A 19,489-nucleotide genomic window follows, 5' to 3' on the forward strand; every position below is an offset into this window, starting at 1 on the left:
TCCAATGACAAAAGCCACGTCGGAGTCGGATAGCGAGCGTTCTGTATTGGCCGTGGAAGAACTGGCGGAGAAGATGGTGGAAGACGTGGAGGGCAGTGTGGGCGAGGCGGCCCGCCATGCCCGCGCGGCTGAAGCGCTGTCTTCCCCGTCCGCGGAGGACGAGTCCGGCGCGGCTGCGCCCAGGCCGAAGCGTACGGCCCGCGCGCCGGCCCGGCGTGGCGGCAAGTTGAAGAAGGAAACGGCGGTCATGATTGGCGGCGCGAGTGCTGCGTCGCTGATTCCGGGCCCCGGGCAGTTATCGAATAGCCATCAAAAAGCGACGCTGGCACGATCCGGCGCGCGTTCGCAGGCGGAGACATTTGTATCCCCGTCGGCACACCGTACTCGCAGCGCTGTTTCAGGCGATACCACCCAGACGAGGAATTCCATGCATCGCGCTACAAAGATTGTCGCCACCATTGGCCCGGCTTCCAGTTCCCCCGAGATCCTGTTGCAGATGATCCAGGCCGGGCTCGACGTGGTCCGTTTCAACTTTTCGCACGGTACTGCCGACGACCATCGCCAGCGTGCGCAATACGTTCGCGACGCAGCGAAGCAATGTGGCCGCGAAGTTGCGCTGATGGCGGACCTGCAAGGCCCGAAGATCCGCGTGGGCAAGTTCGAGAATGGCAAGGTCACGTTGATTGCGGGCAACCCGTTCATTCTCGACGCACGCTGCGAGCTTGGTAACGACGAACGCGTAGGCCTCGACTATCCGGATCTGCCGCGCGATCTGCGTGGCGGCGACGTGCTGTTGCTCAACGACGGCCTGATCGTGCTCGACGTGGTGCGCGTGATTGGCGAAGAGATTCACACGACTGTGAAAGTGGGCGGCGACCTTTCGAACAACAAGGGTATCAACCGGCAGGGCGGCGGTTTGACAGCGCCGGCGTTGACCGAGAAGGACATGGAGGACATCAAGACCGCGATGTCGCTGGGCGCGGATTTTGTGGCGGTATCGTTTCCGAAGAACGCCACGGACATGGAAATGGCGCGGCAACTGGCGAATATTGCGGGCGCGCCTTACGGCATCAAGCCGAAGATGATTGCGAAGATCGAGCGCGCGGAGGCTATTCCGGCGTTGCAGGGGATTCTCGACGCATCCGACGGCATCATGGTTGCCCGTGGCGATCTGGCTGTGGAAGTGGGGAATGCGGCGGTTCCGGCGTTGCAAAAGCGCATGATCCGGATGGCGCGCGAGTCCAACAAGTTCGTGATTACTGCCACGCAGATGATGGAGTCGATGATTCACGCGCCGGTGCCCACGCGCGCGGAGGTATCGGATGTGGCGAATGCCGTGCTGGACGGGACGGATGCTGTGATGTTGTCGGCGGAGACGGCCGCGGGGAAATATCCGGTGACGACCATTGAGACGATGGCGGCGATTTGTCTTGAGGCGGAGAAGTCGGAGCAGAGTGAGCTGGACAAGGATTTCCTGGACCGGACGTTCACGCGGATCGATCAATCGATTGCGATGGGCGCGTTGTTCACCGCTTATCACCTGGGTGCGAAGGCGATTGTGGCGCTGACTGAGTCAGGCGCGACGGCGCTCTGGATGTCGCGGCATTGGTCGCATGTGCCGATTTTTGCTTTAACGCCGCGGATTGGCAGTGAGCGCACTATGGCGCTTTATCGGAATGTTACTTCGTTGCACCTGGATACGAACACCGATCGCGATGTTGCGCTTCAGCAAGCGCTGGAAGTGGTTGTTTCCAAAGGGTACGCGGCGCGCGGCGATATGGTGGTCTTGACCGTCGGGGAGCCGATGGGGCAAGCCGGCGGTACCAACGCGATGAAAATTGTCAGGGTGGGAGACCCGTTCTAGGGGCGCTGGCGCTTGGGGTTGGGAGCCTGCTGTTTTTGCTTTCGCGCGGTCCCTGTGCGTTGTTCCTCTTTAGCACTGTTGGCCACTGTCCGTGGCGGGACTTCATTTCTTTTTCCAACGGCGAAAAAGAAACGAAGCAAAGAAAACGCCTTCCAACCGCTAATTCTTAAAGAGACCAAGCGTGCAGTTTCATCTGCTTGGGACTTCAAAAGAACCCTCGACGCCATAACCACCAACACCTGAAACCCTCCCCCTCCGTATCCCTACATCCACACGCTTCGCCACCAGCGCTCTCGGGCAAGATCCACGGCCCAATCGGCGGCGGGCCGCCGCCGTCGCCCGTTTTGCGCCGTTGATTGAGAGGCTGGTTGAACTGTTGGTGCTTCGAGTTTTTTGATTTTTTGGGCTTTTGTTATTGCTTATGATGCGAGTGATGGCTACGCCTGGCTGCCTGGTGGCGAAAAGTATTCGCTGGTGTGGATTTCCGGATTGATGCCACGAACACTGGTGGCGAAGCGTGTGGATGTAGGGATACGGAGGGGAAGGGTTTCAGGTGTTGGTGGTTATGGCGTCGAGGGTTCTTTTGAAGTCCCAAGCAGATGAAACTGCACGCTTGGTCTCTTTAAGAATTAGCGGTTGGAAGGCGTTTTCTTTGCTTCGTTTCTTTTTCGCCGTTGGAAAAAGAAATGAAGTCCCGCCACGGACAGTGGCTAATAGTGCTAAAGAAATCAGCGAACAGGGAACGTGCGAAGGCATAAAAAGCAGCAACCCGGCATTGACTAAACCCACAAAAATCCAATCCCCAACAAAAACGTAGGCCGCCATGCCAAATGGCACCTCGCCCCGATGAGATTCCCGTAAAAACCTAATCAAAATGCGCCAAACCGTACGCAACCGCGTAAATCGCGCCGTGGCACCGGGCTAAAATAATACAAAACCAGGGCTGGCAGGCAGCAAAACCCCCAAGCCGCCGCAGGCAAGAAAAAGATAAACCAAGACAGAAAAATTCGTTTCATCTTAAGGAGTTAGACAATGCCTCTCGTATCAATGCGACAACTGCTGGATCACGCGGCTGAAAACGGCTACGCGCTCCCGGCGTTCAACGTGAACAACCTTGAGCAGGTCCAGGCCATCATGGCCGCCGCCGACGAAGTCAATGCGCCGGTCATCATGCAAGCCTCGGCGGGTGCGCGGAAATATGCCGGTGAGGCATTCCTGCGCCATCTGATCGAAGCGGCAGTCGAGTCGTATCCGCACATCCCGGTCGTCATGCACCAGGACCACGGCCAGTCGCCCGCGGTTTGCATGGCCGCAATCCGCAGCGGTTTCACCAGCGTGATGATGGACGGCTCGCTCGAAGCCGACGGCAAAAGCGTCGCATCGTACGAGTACAACGTCGACGTGTCCCGCAAAGTGGTCGAGGCGGCGCACTCCATTGGCGTGACGGTGGAAGCCGAACTCGGCGTGCTCGGCTCGCTCGAAACCATGAAGGGCGACAAGGAAGACGGCCACGGCGCCGAAGGCACCATGACCCGCGAGCAACTGCTCACCGACGTCGAACAAGCCGCCGACTTCGTGAAAAAAACCCAGTGCGATGCGCTGGCAATCGCCATCGGCACGTCGCACGGCGCGTACAAATTCACCAAGAAACCGACAGGCGATATCCTCGCCATCGAACGCATCAAGGAAATTCACCAGCGCATTCCGAACACGCACCTGGTCATGCACGGTTCGTCGTCGGTGCCGCAGGATCTGCTGGCCGAGATCCGCGAATTTGGCGGCGACATGAAAGAAACCTATGGCGTGCCGGTCGAGGAAATCCAGGAAGGCATTCGTCACGGCGTGCGCAAGGTGAATATCGATACCGACCTGCGTCTTGCGATCACGGGCGCGATCCGCCGCTATTTCGGCGAAAATCCGTCGAAATTCGATCCGCGCGACTACCTGAAACCCGCACGCGAAGCCGCGAAGAAAATCTGTCTCGAACGCTACGTCCAGTTCGGCTGCGAAGGCCAGGCAAGCAAGATCAAGCCCGTTCCGCTCGACAAGATCGCCGAAAAGTACAAGTCCGGCGAACTGGCCCAGATCGTCAAGTAAGCGCATTTCACGGCGGTTCGCCCCGAGTAAATTCGAGACAACCGCCGGACGCGTTTACAATGGCGCTGGATCGCGGTCGAGCGCCGGCTTTTCCAACCGGCGTCGAACGTAAAATCGATGAGTACCAAGGCTGATCCGCCGCAAGCCGGAACCAGCCGACACAACCCGCCGTTCCCGCAAGCCTCGGGGAACGGCGCGTTGGTTTTTTCGTTTATTTTTTGCTCTTTCTCTGCGTTTCTCTTTTTAGCCAGACGTTGCAGCACTTTTCCGGTAGATGACGATGTCCACCCAACATTCCCCGCTGTACGAATCCACGCTGAAATCGGTGCCCCTGCTCGGGCGCGGCAAAGTCCGCGACAACTACGCCGTCGGCAACGACAAGCTCCTGATCGTGACGACCGACCGGCTGTCCGCGTTCGACGTGATCATGGGCGAGCCGATCCCGAACAAGGGCCGCGTGCTGAATCAAATGGCCGATTTCTGGTTCGGGAAGCTTTCGCACATCGTGCCGAATCACAATACGGGCATCGATCCGGCAACCGTCGTGTCCGCCGAGGAAGCCGATCAGGTCGCAGGCCGCGCCGTGGTAGTGAAGCGCCTTGAGCCGATTCTGGTGGAAGCCGTGGTGCGCGGCTATCTGGCTGGCAGCGGCTGGAAAGACTATCAGGCGACGGGTTCGGTGTGCGGCGTGGCATTGCCGCCCGGCCTGCAAAACGCCGAAAAGCTGCCCGAGCCGATTTTCACGCCGGCCGCAAAAGCCGAAATGGGTCATCACGACGAAAACATCACCTACGATGAAATGGAACGCCGTATCGGCACTGAATTGTCGGCGACCATCCGCGATATTTCCATCAAGCTGTACAAGGAAGCGGCCGAGTACGCGGCGACGCGCGGGATCATCATCGCGGATACGAAGTTCGAATTCGGGCTCGACAACCGCGGCGAACTGTTCCTGATGGACGAAGTGCTGACCGCGGATTCGTCGCGATTCTGGCCGGCGGACGGCTACAAGGTGGGCACGAACCCGCCATCATTCGATAAACAATTCGTGCGCGACTGGCTCGAAACGCAATCGTGGGGCAAGACGCCGCCGGCGCCGAAGCTGCCGGACGACGTGATCGCCAAGACGGCCGAGAAGTACGAAGAGGCGTTGCAGCGCCTGACCGGGCAGTCGCTCGCGTAACGCGGCGCGCAATGAAGCGAAGACCAGAACCAAACCACCCCACAGGAATGCAGCACGATGAGCGAAGTCCAGGCCCACACGCATGACGCACCGTTGATCGGCGTGTTGATGGGTTCCAGTTCCGACTGGGACGTGATGAAAAACGCCGTCGCGATCCTGCAGGACTTCGGCGTGCCGTACGAGGCGAGGGTGGTCTCCGCGCACCGCATGCCCGACGAAATGTTCGCTTACGCCGAAAGCGCGCGCTCGCGCGGACTGGCCGCGATCATCGCGGGGGCGGGCGGCGCGGCGCATCTGCCGGGCATGCTCGCCGCCAAGACCACGGTGCCGGTGCTGGGCGTGCCGGTATCGAGCAAATACCTGAAGGGCGTCGATTCATTGCATTCGATCGTGCAGATGCCCAAGGGCGTGCCGGTCGCGACGTTTGCCATCGGCGAGGCGGGCGCGGCGAATGCGGCGCTGTTCGCGGTATCCCTGCTCGCCGTGACCCAAAGCGCCTACGCCGACAAGCTCGCCGCTTTCCGCGCCCGTCAGAACGACGCCGCGCATGCAATGGTCCTCCCGCCGCTTTAGACGCTTTGGAAAGCGACGAGCGCCAGCGCCAACGAAACACTCCCGGCCGCGACCGGCTGACCGACCTCACACGATGAACGCACACACTCAACCCAGTTCTCCCATCCAGCCGGGCGCGTGGCTCGGCATGGTCGGCGGCGGCCAGCTTGGCCGCATGTTCTGTTTCGCCGCGCAATCCATGGGCTATCGCGTGGCGGTGCTCGATCCGGACGAAACCAGTCCTGCCGGTTCCGTCGCCGATAAACACATCCGCGCCGCCTACGACGACGAAACCGCGCTCACCGAACTCGCGCGCCTGTGCGCGGCGGTATCGACGGAATTCGAGAACGTGCCGTCCGCCAGCCTCGATTTCCTCGCGAAGACGACGTTCGTCAGCCCGGCCGGCCGGTGCGTCGCGATCGCGCAGGATCGCGTGGCGGAAAAGCGCTTTATCGCGAGCGCGGGCGTGCCGGTCGCGCCGCACGTGGTGATCGAATCGCCGCAGGCGCTGGCCGCCTTGAGCGATGACGAAATCGACGCCGTGTTGCCCGGGATCCTGAAAACAGCGCGGCTCGGTTACGACGGCAAGGGCCAGACGAGCGTGCGCAACGCCGACGAAGTCCGCACCGCGTATGGTTCGCTTTCCGGCGTGCCGTGCGTGCTCGAAAAACGCATGCCGCTGAAATTCGAAGTATCCGTGCTGATTGCGCGGTCTGGCGACGGCAAATCGGCCGTTTTCCCGCTCGCGCAGAATCAGCACTTCGGCGGGATTCTGGCGAAGACGGTCGTGCCCGCGCCTGACGCATCGGCGGCGCTCGTTGCGCAGGCGCAGGACGCGGCGCTGACGATTGCGGCGAAACTGGATTACGTGGGCGTGTTGTGCGTGGAATTTTTCATCCTCGAAGACGGCTCGCTGATCGCCAACGAAATGGCGCCGCGCCCGCACAATTCCGGTCATTACACGGTCGATGCCTGCGCCACCAGCCAGTTCGAGCAGCAAGTGCGCGCAATGACCGGCATGCCGCTTGGCGATACGCGTCAGCATTCGCCCGCGGCCATGCTCAATATTCTCGGCGATGTCTGGTTCGATGGCGCCAAGGCTCACATGCCGCCGTGGCACGAAGTCATCGCGATGCCGGCCGCGCGCCTGCATCTATATGGCAAGGAAGAAGCGCGGCCCGGCCGCAAGATGGGCCACGTGAATTTCACGGCGGCAACGCTGGAAGAAGTGCGCACGGCGGCGCGCGACTGCGCCCGCATGCTGCACATTCAACTGGATTGAGCACATGACGTTCGAAGCGCCCAGCGTCGAGCAGATCACGGAGGCGGCCGCGTTGCTCGACGCCGGCCAACTGGTCGCGTTTCCGACCGAAACGGTCTACGGGCTGGGCGGCGATGCCGGGAATCCCGAGGCCATCGCGCGGATTTATGCGGCGAAAGGGCGGCCGTCGAATCATCCGGTGATCGTGCATCTGGCGCCCGGCAGCGATCCTGCGTTTTGGGTCCAGACGCTTTCCGCCGATGCACAAAAACTCATCGATGCCTTCTGGCCCGGCCCGCTCACGCTGATCCTGAAGCGCGCGCCGCATGTGCCCGCGGCGGTCAGCGGCGGGCAGGATTCGGTCGGGATCCGCTGCCCGTCGCATCCGGTCGCGCAGGCGTTGCTGACCGCGTTCAGCAGTTTGCGTAACGGTCACGGCGGCGTGGCGGGGCCATCGGCGAACCGCTTCGGGCACGTCAGCCCGACCACGGCGCAGCACGTCCGCGATGAATTCGGCGCGAGCATTCATGTACTCGATGGCGGCCCGGCGAAGGTGGGTATCGAGTCGACGATCCTGGATTTGTCGCGCGGTTTTCCGGCCTTGCTGCGGCCGGGGCACGTGAGTCCGGCTGACATCGCGGACGTGATCGGCACCATGCCGCGTCTGCCCGATGGCGCCGACGCCAGTGCGCCGCGTGCATCGGGAACGCTGAAGGCGCATTACGCGCCGCGCACGCCGCTGCGCTTGCTGCCATTCGATGCGCTCGAACCGCTGCTCGCCGCCCATCCGCTCAACGCCGATAAAAAGCTGGCGCTGGTCGCGCGGACATCGAGCGCGGGGAAATGGGCGGATGCGCCGAATGTGCATTTCGTCGCCGCGCCCGACGATCCGCAGAGTTACGCGCGCGAGTTGTACGGTTTGCTGCGCAAGCTGGATCGGGCGGACGTGGAGCGTATCTTGATCGAGACGCTGCCGGTATCGGCGCAATGGAGCGCTGTGAACGACAGGCTGGGTCGCGCGGCGGCGGCGTTCGAGGAGGAGAAGTAAACGCACTCCGCGCCACGCCATGAAAAACGCCCGATCTCGAAAGAACCGGGCGTTTTGCTTTTTACCGCGTCAAAACCAGCTTATTTCCCCAGACCCGCCTTTGCGATCTGCTGCTGCACGTAAGTGGAAAACAGCGAATACAGATGCGTGGTCGGGTGCACGGTATCCGCGTACATGTACGTCTGATCCGCGCCGGCCACCGTGTAGGTCTGCGGCGAGCAGAACAGCGAAGTGCCGAACGCCGTCGGATTGGGCTGACCAGCCTTTGTCGCGGCGGCGATCATCGCGGCGAGATTACAGGCCGTGCCCGTATTCGACACCGTAAAACCGTTCGCCTGATAGTTGGCCTGAACGCCGTCGATCCACGTGTAAGCATCGACGTAAATCACCTTCGACAACAACCCGGACTGTTGCAGCGCGCCTTGCAGCGTGCCGTTGAACAACTGCGTGACTTGCGACAGGGTCACGCCTTTATCGGCGCTGGCGAGCCCCTGCGGCGATCCGCCAATGTCCGGCACATTCGATACCAGCACGTTCGTGGCGCCCGCCTGAACCACGCGGCCAATAACTGTCGCCAGATCAATAGCCGCCTGGCTGATCGCGTCAGTCGCGGCCTTCTGCGCGGCGTTGCCCGCCGCGAGCGCGGCAGCCGGGGCAAGCGTCCCGGCCGCAACCTGCGCCTGGATCCCGGCGGCCGTGGCCTGTGCAACGGTCAGGTTGTAGAAGATGTCGTTGGCGCCGCCGTTCACCAGCACGAGCTGGTTGGCGCTGAACGTTCCATGCGCCGCGATGTACTGGGAGACCTGATCGTTGACGGGAATCGTCGTGGCTTGCGAGAAGTCCGCGTTCGCCGTGCCCGGCGTGGCGTGGCCCACGCCCGGCTGCAATTTCACGCGCGCGCCGCCTTGCGCGTAACCCAGGCCGCTTGCGGCCTGCAGCGGCACGCCAAAGCCGCCAGTGTTCGCGGCGGTGAGCGTATCGCCGTAATACTGTGCGACGCTTTGGGTCCAGACCTGACCGGGATTCGTCGTGAAACGGCCGCCGCCAAAGTTCGCGGTTGCAACGGGCGCATACGTGCCGACATCGGACAGGCTGTCGCCGAATGACACGACCTGCAGCTTCACGCCGCCCGCCGGCGTGTTGTTATTGTTGTCGTCGCTGCCGCCGCCGCACGCGGCCAATGCCGCGATCGCCGCGCACGCCACTGTGGTCTGGACAGCGCGCAGCCAGTAAGCGGGGCGTGCGGCGGGAATAGTTTGGGCGGGTTTCATCGGCGTCATCTCCTCGTTCCTCGTTTATCTGGTCATGTGGTCTGCATGCCGCTCTTCGAGGTACCTGTCGGCTTGCGTGGCAATAGCTTACCGAATCTTTTGCAAGATTTTGAGATGTTTCCTACGAGGGTTTCCCTGTGCTTGCGGACGGTGCCAGAGTGGGTTCCCGGCCGGTTTTATTCCATCGATCCCGTGCGGCGCGCGCCTTCGTACACCCATTCGAGCAACGCATCGTGGGCGGCGCGCGCCGCTTCCGAACGCGGGTCGTTGATGAAGCTCACCACCACGTAGCTCTCGCCGTTCGCCGCGCCCACGTACCCTGCAATTGCCCGAACGTCGCGCAACGTACCCGTCTTGATGTGCGCGTTGCCGAGCGCGCCCGCGTTCGTCAGGCGGTTGCGCATGGTGCCGTCCACGCCGGCAATGGGCAGGGATTCCGTGAAGACCTGCGCGACCGGGCTCGAGTTGGCGGCGGTCAGCAGATCGGCGAGCGACTGCGCCGTGATGTGTTCTTCGCGCGACAGGCCCGAACCGTTATCGAGATAAAGACCGGACATGGGCAATGCGCTCCTATGCAGGAACGCGGTAATTGCCGCCGCCGACTTTTGCGTGGTCGCGGGCGGTTTTCCGGTTGCGGCGCCAATGGTCAGGAACAGATTGCGCGCCATCACGTTATTGCTGAACTTGTTGATGTCCCGAACGATGTCCGACAGCACCGGGCTGCGATGCGTGCCGACCAGGCGTGCGCTGGCAGGCGTGGGACCTTCGCGCGTCACGCCGGCAAAGGTGCCGCCCGCCTGTTTCCATAACGCAAGGAAACCGCCCGCGAAGAACGTGGAGTGATCGAGCGCGGCGACGTTGATCGTGCGCGAGCCGCAGCGCAGCGGATAGTCGCCAACGAACGACGCTTGCACGAACCCGCCCGACGTTTGCGCCACGCTCGGCGACGCCGCCGGCAATGTTCCCGCGCACGCGCCGCGCGTTACGCGCAGTTCGTTATCGATCTGAAGCTGTGCCAGTTGCGGCAACACGTCGATGGAAACGCCGCCTTCCGGATTCGGCGTCAATGTGAACGACAGAGACTTGAACGCGTACAGGAGCGGGTCCGGGCCGACGTTGTAGGGCGCGGTTTCATCGGCGTCGAAGGCGGGGAGATCGCGCGTGGATGGATCAAAATAACGTTTGTCCAGCACCAGCGCGCCGTCGATCCCGGCAATGCCATTGCGGCGGATCTGGTTCACCAGGTCGATCAGCTCTTCCGGCACGAGTTTGGGGTCGCCGGTGCCCTGGATGTAGAGATTGCCGTGGAGGATGCCGTTGGTATCGACTTCGCCGTCGGCGTAGGCGGTCGTTTTCCAGCGATAGTCCGGTCCGAGCAGCGACAAGCCAGTGTAGGTCGTCACCAGCTTCATGGTGGACGCGGGCATCATCGGCTGGTTCGCATTAAGCGCCACGAGCGGCACGCCGGCGCTGCCAATGCGCTCGACCACCACGCTCACGGACGAAAGCGGCACGTGCGCACGCGCGAGCGCCGCCATGACCGTGGGCGGAAGCGGACCCGCCGGGACCGCGACGCGCTGGAAGTTGTTCCTGGCTGCGGCCTTCGCGGCCGCTCGTTTTACGGACGGTTTCCCCGCTTGTCTTGACGTCTGTTTTTGAGACTCGGCGGTCGATCCATTGCCGCTACGGGCTTCGGCGGGAGCGGATATTGAAACACCCAGCGCCGATAAGGCCACGGCAAGCGCCGTAAAAAAACGCCAACGTCTGCCGAAAGAAATGTTTGAGTTCTGCGATGGTGCTCTGTGCATGTGTTCGGATCGTGTTCTGCTGCGGTTTTGCGGAGTGCCGGTATTGTAGAGGCGCTCGTGATTACGATTGTTAATTCCGCGGCTTTCGGCGTTATCGCCAACGTGAGCCGCTGAGCCAAGGCGCATCGAAAAACGCCCGTCCGGCTGCATTCATTTTGCTTAAGCCCCGTTTAAGCCCCGCCCAGCCTGTCCCGGCTAGAATGAACGTCCGGGCCGCGAGGTCGCCAAGCTTAGAGCCGCAGAGCGAATCATGCGAATCCTGCTAGTTGAAGACGACAGAATGATTGCCGAGGGCGTGCGCAAGGCGCTACGGAGCGACGGTTTCGCAGTGGACTGGGTGCAGGACGGCGAAGCGGCGCTCACGGCTGTTGGCGGGGAACCTTACGACCTGATGCTGCTCGACCTGGGCCTTCCAAAGCGCGATGGTCTCGACGTCCTCAAAAGCCTGCGCGCCAAAGGCAACGCGCTTCCAGTCCTGATCGTGACAGCCCGCGATTCCATTGCCGACCGGGTCAAGGGCCTGGACGCCGGCGCGGACGACTACCTCGTCAAACCCTTCGATCTCGATGAACTCGGCGCCCGCATGCGCGCGCTGATCCGCCGCCACGCGGGCCGTGGCGACTCGCTTATTCGCCATGGCGCGCTGACGCTCGACCCCGTGGGTCATCAGGTCACGCTTGAGGGCAATGCCGTCGCGCTTTCCGCCCGCGAGTTCGCGCTGCTCGAAGCGCTCATGGCGCGCCCGGGCGCAGTCCTGTCCAAAAGCCAGCTCGAAGAAAAAATCTACGGCTGGGGCGAGGAAATCGGCAGCAATACGGTCGAGGTCTACATTCATTCGCTGCGCAAAAAGCTCGGACCCGATCTCATCCGCAACGTCCGCGGCCTCGGCTATATGGTGTCGAAGGAAGCCTGATGCATTCAATTCGCCGCCAACTGCTGGTGTGGCTGCTGGCGCTGGTTATCGTGGGCGTGGGGTTTGCGGGCTGGCTGATCTACCGGCAGGCGCTCGCCGAAGCCAACGAACTCTTCGACTATCAGCTTGAACAGATCGCGGCGGCGTTGCCATCGGAACCGTTTTCGTCGGTGCTGCAATCCCGCAGCGACAGCGACGAAGGCGTCGTGATCCAGATCTGGAACCGCAACGGCGTACTGATGTACTACTCGCATCCGCGCGTGCCGCTCGCGCCGCATGCGGAACTCGGCTTTTCCACCGAAGCCACCGCGCGCGGCGAATGGCGTGTGTATAGCGCGATTGTCGGCGATAACGTCGTGCAGCTCGCACAGCCGCTGTCCATCCGCAACCGGCTTGCGGCGGGCGTTGCGTGGCGTACCTTGTGGCCGCTCGTGCTGCTGCTGCCGCTGCTTGGCATGGCGATATGGATTATCGTCGGGCGTGGTTTGATGCCGTTGCAGCGCGTGACGCGCGCGCTCGACACGCGTCATCCGGAAGCGCTCGAACATCTTCCGGATAACCGCCTGCCTCAGGAAGTCGTGCCGGTCGTGCGCGCGTTGAACGCACTGCTCGACCGCCTCGCGACCGCGCTCGATACACAAAAGGCCTTCGTCGCCGATGCCGCACACGAACTTCGCACGCCGCTTGCCGCCGTGCAGATCCAATCGCAACTCGTCGCGCGCGCGAAGGACGACGCGTCGCGCAAGGAAGCGCTCGACGACTTGCAGGCCGGCATTACGCGCGCCACGCGCCTGGCTGAACAACTGCTTGCGCTTGCACGCTCGGAGCCCGATGGCAAGAACGCGACCACGCTCGTCGATCTGCACGCGCTGCTGGATGAATGCGTTGGCGCGTCGGTGCTGGTGGCGCAGCAGCGCGGCGTGGACCTGGGCATCGAGGCAAGCGAGGCAGCGACTGTCATGGGCGACCAGAACGCATTGCGCGTGATGTTCAACAATCTCATCGATAACGCCACGAAATACACGCCCGATGGCGGCCGTGTCGACGTCTGCCTGCGCGTCGCCGAGGGTGATCCGGTGGTCGAAATCTCCGATAACGGCCCCGGTATTCCCGCCGAGGAGCGCGAGCGCGTGTTCGACCGGTTTTATCGCGTGGGCGCGAGCGCCGACCGCGCACGCACGGACGTGGCGGGCAGCGGGCTGGGCCTGGCCATCGTGCGCAGGATCGCCGAGCAGCATGGCGCGAAGGTGGCGCTGGCGGAATCGAAAAGCGGCGGCCTGCTGGTATCGATCCGCTTCAATTCAGTCTGAATTCTTGGCTTTAAGTAACCTTTAAGCGGCGTCCCGTACGCTTCGTTTCATCATGAAGCGCATCCCCGAGGAGCACACGATGAAATCGAAGATACTGACCCGCAGCGCCGTTGCGGTAGCCGTTGCCGTCGCTTTGTCGGCGGGTTATGTGGCAGGTAACCATAACGTTGCTGCGCCCCAGGTCATCACGCCGGCGCAAGCCGCGATGATGCCCGCCGAAGCCGCCGCCAAGACCGGCATTCCCGATTTCTCCGGCCTGGTGGAAACCTATGGTCCGGCGGTCGTCAATATCAGCGCGAAGCATGTTGTGAAGACTGCGGCGCGGCGTGGCATGAACGGCGGAATGAATGGCGGAGCGAACGGCGGCAATCCGCAATTGCCGATCGATCCTAGCGACCCGTTTTATCAGTTTTTCAAGCACTTTTACGGTAACGGCGTGCCCGGCATGGGTGGCGACGGCAATGGCCCGAACGCCTCCGATACCCCCAGCGAAAGCCTTGGCTCGGGTTTCATTGTGAGCAGCGATGGCTATATCCTGACCAACGCGCATGTGGTCGACGGCGCGAATGTCGTCACAGTGAAAACCACCGACAAACGCGAATACCGCGCGAAGGTCGTCGGCGCGGACAAGCAGTCGGACGTCGCTGTGCTGAAGATCGATGCCAAGAGTCTTCCCGTGGTAAAGATCGGCGACCCGAACGGCAGCAAGGTCGGCCAGTGGGTGGTCGCGATCGGCTCGCCTTACGGTTTCGATAACACCGTGACCTCAGGCATCATTAGCGCGAAATCGCGTTCGCTGCCCAACGAGAACTACACGCCGTTCATCCAGACCGACGTGCCGGTGAATCCAGGGAATTCAGGCGGGCCGCTTTTCAACCTGCAAGGCGAAGTGATCGGCATCAACTCCATGATCTATTCGCAGACCGGCGGCTTCCAGGGGCTTTCGTTTGCTATCCCGATCAATGAAGCGATCAAGGTCAAGGATGCGTTGATCAAAACGGGACACGTGGATCGCGGCCGTCTCGGCGTAACGGTGCAGGGCATGAACCAGACGCTCGCAAAGTCGTTCGGCATGCAGAACTCGAACGGCGCGTTGGTGAGCTCGGTTGAACCGGGCGGTCCCGCGGCGAAGGCCGGTGTTGAACCTGGCGACGTGATCCTGTCGCTGAATGGCCTTGCTGTCGCGGACTCGAACGCGCTGCCGTCGCAAGTCGCGGGTTTGCCGCCAGGAAGCACGGCCAGGATTCAGGTCTGGCGCGACAAGAGCACGAAGGACCTGACGGTGACCGTAGGCGCGCTTAACGACGCGAAGACCGCGAGTGCGGGCGGCGCGGACAAAAACGAGTCGGCCTCGCAAGACACGCGTCTGGGCGTGGCGGTGCGTCCGCTGACGCCTGAAGAAAAGCAGAGCGCGTCCCTCTCGCGTGGCTTGCTGGTTCAGCAGTCGGGCGGCGCGGCGGAAAGCGCGGGCATTCAGGCCGGCGACGTGATCCTCGCGGTCAATGGCCAGCCGGTCACGACCGTGCAGCAATTGAAGACGATGGTCAAGAATGCCGGCGACAGCATCGCGTTGTTGATCCAGCGCGACGATGCGCAGATCTTCGTGCCGGTGGATCTGGGCTGAAGCGTAATCTCCGGGCTGCGGCGCAGCGGCCCGGAAAATAGGGAGGGATACGGGCACGAACTGTGCTGATTCGTCTGTTGAGATGCTGCTCGCGCCCGGAATGTCTGAAAGTAATCGACAGACCGGTGCGGGGCCGCAATCAGAACCCGCAACGCCGATGAAGGCGTCTGAAGTCCACCAGGAGCTGAACAGATGACCAAGACGACGAAAGCAGCGACGACTTACACAGTATCGAAGCACAGCCATTCCGGCTTGAAAAAAGTATCGATTGCGGTGCTCGCAGCCGCCATGACGTTTGGTGTGGCGGGCGGCGCATTTGCGCAGGCATCCAGCGCCGACACCAGCGACATGAGCAGCGCCGGCAACACGAACGGCGGCGGTTTGCCGCAAGTCCAGACGCAGGGGAACGTATCGTACACGTCGGGCGGCGTGGGGCTCGACGAATCGCATGCGCTGATTCGCGAACAGGCGCACTGGCCGCTGTCATTGCGTTTCACGGGACCGACAGCAGATTATCTCTCCGACGTCCACGTTCGCATTACCGACGAGAAAAACGCCGACGTGCTCAAAACCGACGCAATGGGCCCTTACATGCTCGTGAAGCTGCCGCCGGGACGTTACACGGTCTACGCCAAGTACAAGGACTCCGAGAAGAAACAAGCGGTGACGGTGGCTGGAAACGGCAAGGCCAAGGCGGCATTCCACTGGTCGACTCAGTAATTGTCTCAATAACCGGAACAAACTGCCGGACGCTACCGCATGCTGTGTGGTGCGGGACATAAACCCGCGCACAACGCTTGCACAACTCCCCCGGAGTTGTCTCATAATGAAAGCCACGGGTCCCGGAAAGCCCGTGGTTTTTTTGCGCGGGCGTAGCGCGTTGCTGCACGACGGCGCAGTTCAATGTCCCATATGGAAATAGTGTGGAAACCGCATGGAATGGCATGAAGACATGCATGAAGCCGGGAGCGCACAATGAACACCGAAACCCATCACATTGACATTTCGCTGAACACGCGGCGGCATCGCGTGATTCATCAGGGCGTGACGTTCGCGGACACCCGGGCGGCTTTGACCCTTGCCGAAACCGGGCATGATCCGGTGCATTATTTCCCGCGCGGCGACGTCAACATGGCGCGCCTTGCCAAATCCACGCATACCTCGCACTGCCCGTACAAGGGCGAAGCCACGTACTACCACTTGCTCACAGAAGAAGGTCCGATCGAAAACGCGGTCTGGAGCTACGAGGAGCCTTTGGAAAGCGTGGCGCAGATCAAGTGTTATCTGGCGTTTTATCCCACCCGCGTCGATCGTATCGATGAAACGTCGGGCACTTGATTACCTGATATCCGATTGAAAAACCGCCGGGCCAATACGAACGCAATGCGTGAGATTCAGGGGAGGTCGTAATGGAAGTCGCCGACGCTTTACGCATTCCGCTCGCCCCTGGCCTGGTGCGCGAGGCGTTGGGCGACCTGGCGCTGGTGCGTGCGAGCATCGATAACTGCGAATCGCTTTTGCGTCTGGCCGGCGGCGAGTACATTCTCGCGCTGACCGTGCCGCTCGGTGCGCTGCGCTCGCGCTACGTGATCCGCGCGCACGTGGCCGAGGCGCGCCGCCTGCCGCGACACGACGGGTCCGAGGGCGAAGTCGACGCGCAGACCCTGAGCTTCAAGGCGCGCGGCGAAGGCGTGGGGTCGTTGCGCGGACAAATTGCGGTCGCGTTGATTCCGGACGCGAACGGCGAATCGACATGGATTGAATACACGGTATGGGCGACGCTTTCCGGGCCGCTCGCGAGTTTGCCGCCGCGTCAGATCGAGAACGCGCTGCGCGAAGTAGCCGATGATTTTTTCGCCGAGTTTTGCGAAGTGGTGCGTGCGAAGCATGGCCATCCCGCGTTGCAGATGCCGGACGCGGCCATTTCGCGGCGGCACGTATTCCTGAGACCCATCGCCATGTCGGCGGCGTTCGCGCGTCCGGCCTCCGCTGCGGCGCAGAAGTCACGCGCAGCCGCCGCGGATGCTATCGGCGGGGTCTTGCGGCAGAGGCTGCACGGTCACGCGCCGCGGCATCATCCGCATAGCTTGCCTGCTTGGGCGTGGGCCGCCATGCTCGGTTGCGTCGCGCTCTTCCTGTTTCTCGCGCAGCACTACGGTCTGCAATAGCGCCGGATCTATTCGCCCCGGCGCAGCATGGACGGGCTGTAACGCATGACGTCGAAACAGGAGTCGATCAGCCTTTCCGATTCGTTCCTGAGGTCGATGCTCTCCGGCCACATCAGCGAATCGTAGAGAATGCCCGTGAACAGCGCGTGCAGGATGACCGTGGCGTGATGCGTGTCGAGCCTCGCCGGCAACTGGCCTTTATCGATCGCGTTCAACAGCCCGCGCTCGATCCTCTCCTTTCCCTCGCGTATGTTGGTCTGATGGCGCTCGCGCACCGGACCCATGTCTTCCACGAATTCGCACTTCAAAAACAGGATGTCGAAGACGCGCCGCCGCTGTTCGTCGAGCGCAATGTTGCGCATGCACCAGATGAAGATGTCGCGCATCCGGCCGAGCGGATCGGGCTCTTTCGTGTCGAGCGTTGCTTCCACCAGTTCATCGAGCGGTAACAGGCTGCGGTCGAACATGGCGGTGAAAAGATCGCCCTTGTTGGCAAAATGCCAGTAAATGGCGCCGCGCGTCACGCCGGCTTCGAGCGCGATGTCGGCCAGCGTTGTGCGGGACACGCCTTTCTCGAAGAACACGCGCTCGGCTGCATCCAGAATGCCGTTGCGCGTTTCCGCCGCTTCTTCCTTCGTTCGTCGGACCATTATTTCGTTAGTTCCAGCTTGCCTGCCCGTGCGCCAAGGTTCGACGCTTTCTTACATTATCCCGCAGCGACGTCACATATTTGTTTATCCCGCTTCGACGCTTCGAGACGATTCCTCTCGCGCTGCTCGTGTTCACGTACGATCGTCTCTTTTACGTTCATTCGTGAATGTATATACAATACCATCCGTCCAACGATAGCCCAAGCCGCATTGACCGGTTAATATCCGACACAGCTTTCAGCCGCCGCCCGTCCGCAAGGCCAATCCCAGGCCAGACAAGCGGCAGTCGCACGACATAGACGACGCCCGGCGCGGAACACGAATGTTGATCGGGGCACTGGTTTTTACGCCCAATGGCTACTGGTTTGCGTCTCAAGACGCTTGTTGCGGATCGCCTGCAGGAAGGTGGCCGCGCACTTATTTCAATCTCAGTCTTTGACAGAGGTCGCTCCATGCGCGTCGAACGGGTTCCATTCCGCTTAATCAGTGCCGCGACGGCTGCCCTAATCCTTGCAGCCTGCGGACAAAAACAATCAGCACCGCCGCCCCAGACGCCCGAAGTCGGCGTTGTTACCGTCCAGCCGACCACCGTTCCTGTCGTGAGCGAATTGCCGGGCCGCACGAGCGCGTTTCTCGTCGCCCAGGTGCGCGCGCGGGTCGACGGCATCGTGCTGCGCCGCGAATTCACTGAAGGTTCGGATGTGAAGGCGGGGCAGCGTCTTTACAAGATCGATCCTGCGCCGTTCATTGCGTCGCTGAACACGGCCAAGGCGACGCTCGCGAAGGCGCAAGCCAACGTCGTGACGCAAAACGCCCAGGCGGCGCGCTTCAAGATCCTCGTCGCGGCCAATGCGGTCAGCAAGCAGGACTACGACAACGCCGTGGCAACACAAGGCCAGGCTGCGGCGGACGTGGCGTCGGGCAAAGCTGCCGTCGATACCGCCCAGATCAACCTGGGCTATACGGATGTGGTGTCGCCCATTACGGGCCGCATCGGCTTGTCGCAGGTCACGCCGGGCGCGTATGTACAGGCGAGCGCGGCCACGCTGCTTACGACAGTCCAGCAACTGGACCCGGTCTACGTTGACCTGACGCAATCGAGCGTGGACGGCCTCAAGCTGCGCCGCGACATTCAGGAAGGGCGCCTGCAGACCGGTGGCCCGAACGCCGCCAAGGTCTCGCTGATCCTGGAAGACGGCCGCACGTATTCGGAACAGGGCAAGTTGCAATTCTCCGATGTAAGCGTCGATCAGGGCACGGGTTCCGTGACCGTGCGCGCGATTTTCCCGAACAAGGACCGCGTGCTGTTGCCGGGCATGTTCGTGCGTGCGCGGATTGACGAAGGCGTGAACAACAAGGCGCTCGTCGTGCCGCAAGTCGGCGTGACGCATGACCAGAAGGGTCAGCCCACGGCGCTCGTGGTCGGACCCGACAACAAGGTGGCGCTGCGCCAGTTGGTGACTTCCGGAACGTTCGGCTCGGGCTGGGTGGTCGACAGCGGCCTGAATCCGGGCGACCGCGTGATCGTGCAGGGCACGGACAAGGCGCGGCCGGGTTCGACTGTCAAGCCGGTCGACGCGCAACTGCCGCCGCCAGGCGCCCAGGGCGCTTCCGGCGCTGACGCGGGTTCGGCTCCGGCGGCTGCCGGCGCGAGCAGCGCGGCGGCTTCGAGCAGTCCGGCTCCGGCGGCAGCTTCCGCAGCTTCAGGCGCGTAATCAGGCGCAATCGACGGAATAACAG

17 protein-coding genes are annotated in these 19,489 nt (G+C 62.2%); 13 read left to right on the plus strand and 4 right to left on the minus strand.

Annotation, left to right across the window (positions count from 1 at the left end; genetic code table 11):
• Positions 1 to 427 precede the first annotated feature (427 nt).
• Entirely contained in the window at positions 428 to 1,864 is a 1,437-nt protein-coding gene (gene pyk, locus AWB64_RS19115; RefSeq protein ID WP_060857067.1) for a pyruvate kinase, read from the plus strand.
• A 549-nt stretch (positions 1,865 to 2,413) separates the two neighbouring features.
• Here pyk and AWB64_RS31630 read toward each other — a convergent pair.
• Positions 2,414 to 2,689 (minus strand): hypothetical protein, encoded by a 276-nt coding sequence (locus AWB64_RS31630; protein ID WP_157766660.1) that lies wholly within the window; start codon positions 2,687 to 2,689, stop codon positions 2,414 to 2,416.
• 207 nt (positions 2,690 to 2,896) lie between these two features.
• Between AWB64_RS31630 and fba the strand changes: the two genes are divergently transcribed.
• From fba to AWB64_RS19140, 5 genes are all read left to right on the plus strand, one after another.
• Positions 2,897 to 3,961, plus strand: coding sequence for a class II fructose-bisphosphate aldolase (fba, locus tag AWB64_RS19120; RefSeq protein WP_060856995.1), 1,065 nt, complete (start codon positions 2,897 to 2,899; stop codon positions 3,959 to 3,961).
• Between the two features lie 280 nt (positions 3,962 to 4,241).
• A complete protein-coding gene (locus tag AWB64_RS19125; protein WP_060857068.1) occupies positions 4,242 to 5,144 on the plus strand; it encodes a phosphoribosylaminoimidazolesuccinocarboxamide synthase in 903 nt (300 codons plus the stop codon).
• Positions 5,145 to 5,201: 57 nt separating this feature from the next.
• Entirely contained in the window at positions 5,202 to 5,717 is a 516-nt protein-coding gene (purE, locus tag AWB64_RS19130; RefSeq protein ID WP_060856996.1) for a 5-(carboxyamino)imidazole ribonucleotide mutase, read from the plus strand.
• 73 nt (positions 5,718 to 5,790) lie between these two features.
• Positions 5,791 to 6,978, plus strand: coding sequence for a 5-(carboxyamino)imidazole ribonucleotide synthase (locus tag AWB64_RS19135; protein WP_060856997.1), 1,188 nt, complete (start codon positions 5,791 to 5,793; stop codon positions 6,976 to 6,978).
• A 4-nt stretch (positions 6,979 to 6,982) separates the two neighbouring features.
• Positions 6,983 to 8,005 (plus strand): L-threonylcarbamoyladenylate synthase, encoded by a 1,023-nt coding sequence (locus AWB64_RS19140; RefSeq protein ID WP_060856998.1) that lies wholly within the window; start codon positions 6,983 to 6,985, stop codon positions 8,003 to 8,005.
• An 80-nt stretch (positions 8,006 to 8,085) separates the two neighbouring features.
• Here AWB64_RS19140 and AWB64_RS19145 read toward each other — a convergent pair whose 3' ends face one another.
• Both AWB64_RS19145 and dacB read right to left on the minus strand, forming a co-directional pair.
• Positions 8,086 to 9,285, minus strand: a complete 1,200-nt coding sequence (locus tag AWB64_RS19145; protein WP_099050570.1) for an SGNH/GDSL hydrolase family protein — start codon at positions 9,283 to 9,285, stop codon at positions 8,086 to 8,088.
• 167 nt (positions 9,286 to 9,452) lie between these two features.
• Complete coding sequence (gene dacB, locus AWB64_RS19150; protein ID WP_082850556.1) at positions 9,453 to 11,084, minus strand: D-alanyl-D-alanine carboxypeptidase/D-alanyl-D-alanine endopeptidase; 1,632 nt, start codon at positions 11,082 to 11,084, stop codon at positions 9,453 to 9,455.
• A 250-nt stretch (positions 11,085 to 11,334) separates the two neighbouring features.
• Between dacB and AWB64_RS19155 the strand changes: the two genes are divergently transcribed.
• The 6 genes from AWB64_RS19155 to AWB64_RS19180 all read left to right on the plus strand — a co-directional run bounded on the left by AWB64_RS19155 (position 11,335) and on the right by AWB64_RS19180 (position 17,099).
• Positions 11,335 to 11,997 (plus strand): response regulator, encoded by a 663-nt coding sequence (locus AWB64_RS19155; RefSeq protein ID WP_060856999.1) that lies wholly within the window; start codon positions 11,335 to 11,337, stop codon positions 11,995 to 11,997.
• On the plus strand, positions 11,997 to 13,307 hold the full coding sequence (locus tag AWB64_RS19160; RefSeq protein WP_060857000.1) for an ATP-binding protein: 1,311 nt from the start codon (positions 11,997 to 11,999) through the stop codon (positions 13,305 to 13,307). The genes AWB64_RS19155 and AWB64_RS19160 overlap by 1 nt, the downstream gene beginning before the upstream one ends.
• A 79-nt stretch (positions 13,308 to 13,386) precedes the next feature.
• Positions 13,387 to 14,931: a DegQ family serine endoprotease gene (locus AWB64_RS19165; RefSeq protein ID WP_060857001.1), complete on the plus strand. Its 1,545-nt coding sequence runs from the start codon at positions 13,387 to 13,389 to the stop codon at positions 14,929 to 14,931.
• 288 nt (positions 14,932 to 15,219) lie between these two features.
• Complete coding sequence (locus AWB64_RS19170; RefSeq protein WP_060857071.1) at positions 15,220 to 15,651, plus strand: hypothetical protein; 432 nt, start codon at positions 15,220 to 15,222, stop codon at positions 15,649 to 15,651.
• Between the two features lie 255 nt (positions 15,652 to 15,906).
• Complete coding sequence (locus AWB64_RS19175) at positions 15,907 to 16,269, plus strand: DUF427 domain-containing protein (protein WP_060857002.1); 363 nt, start codon at positions 15,907 to 15,909, stop codon at positions 16,267 to 16,269.
• 71 nt (positions 16,270 to 16,340) lie between these two features.
• Positions 16,341 to 17,099, plus strand: a complete 759-nt coding sequence (locus AWB64_RS19180; RefSeq protein WP_060857003.1) for an SRPBCC family protein — start codon at positions 16,341 to 16,343, stop codon at positions 17,097 to 17,099.
• An 8-nt stretch (positions 17,100 to 17,107) separates the two neighbouring features.
• Here the strand turns inward: AWB64_RS19180 and AWB64_RS19185 are convergent, their stop codons facing one another.
• Entirely contained in the window at positions 17,108 to 17,749 is a 642-nt protein-coding gene (locus AWB64_RS19185) for a TetR family transcriptional regulator (protein ID WP_060857004.1), read from the minus strand.
• 452 nt (positions 17,750 to 18,201) lie between these two features.
• On the opposite strand from AWB64_RS19185, the gene AWB64_RS19190 reads away from it, so the two are divergent.
• Positions 18,202 to 19,464 carry an efflux RND transporter periplasmic adaptor subunit gene (locus tag AWB64_RS19190; protein WP_060857072.1) on the plus strand — a complete coding sequence of 421 codons (1,263 nt, stop codon included), beginning with the start codon at positions 18,202 to 18,204 and terminating at the stop codon, positions 19,462 to 19,464.
• Positions 19,465 to 19,489 lie beyond the last annotated feature (25 nt).

Origin of the sequence: Caballeronia sordidicola, assembly GCF_001544455.2 — a bacterium.
GTDB lineage: Bacteria > Pseudomonadota > Gammaproteobacteria > Burkholderiales > Burkholderiaceae > Caballeronia > Caballeronia sordidicola.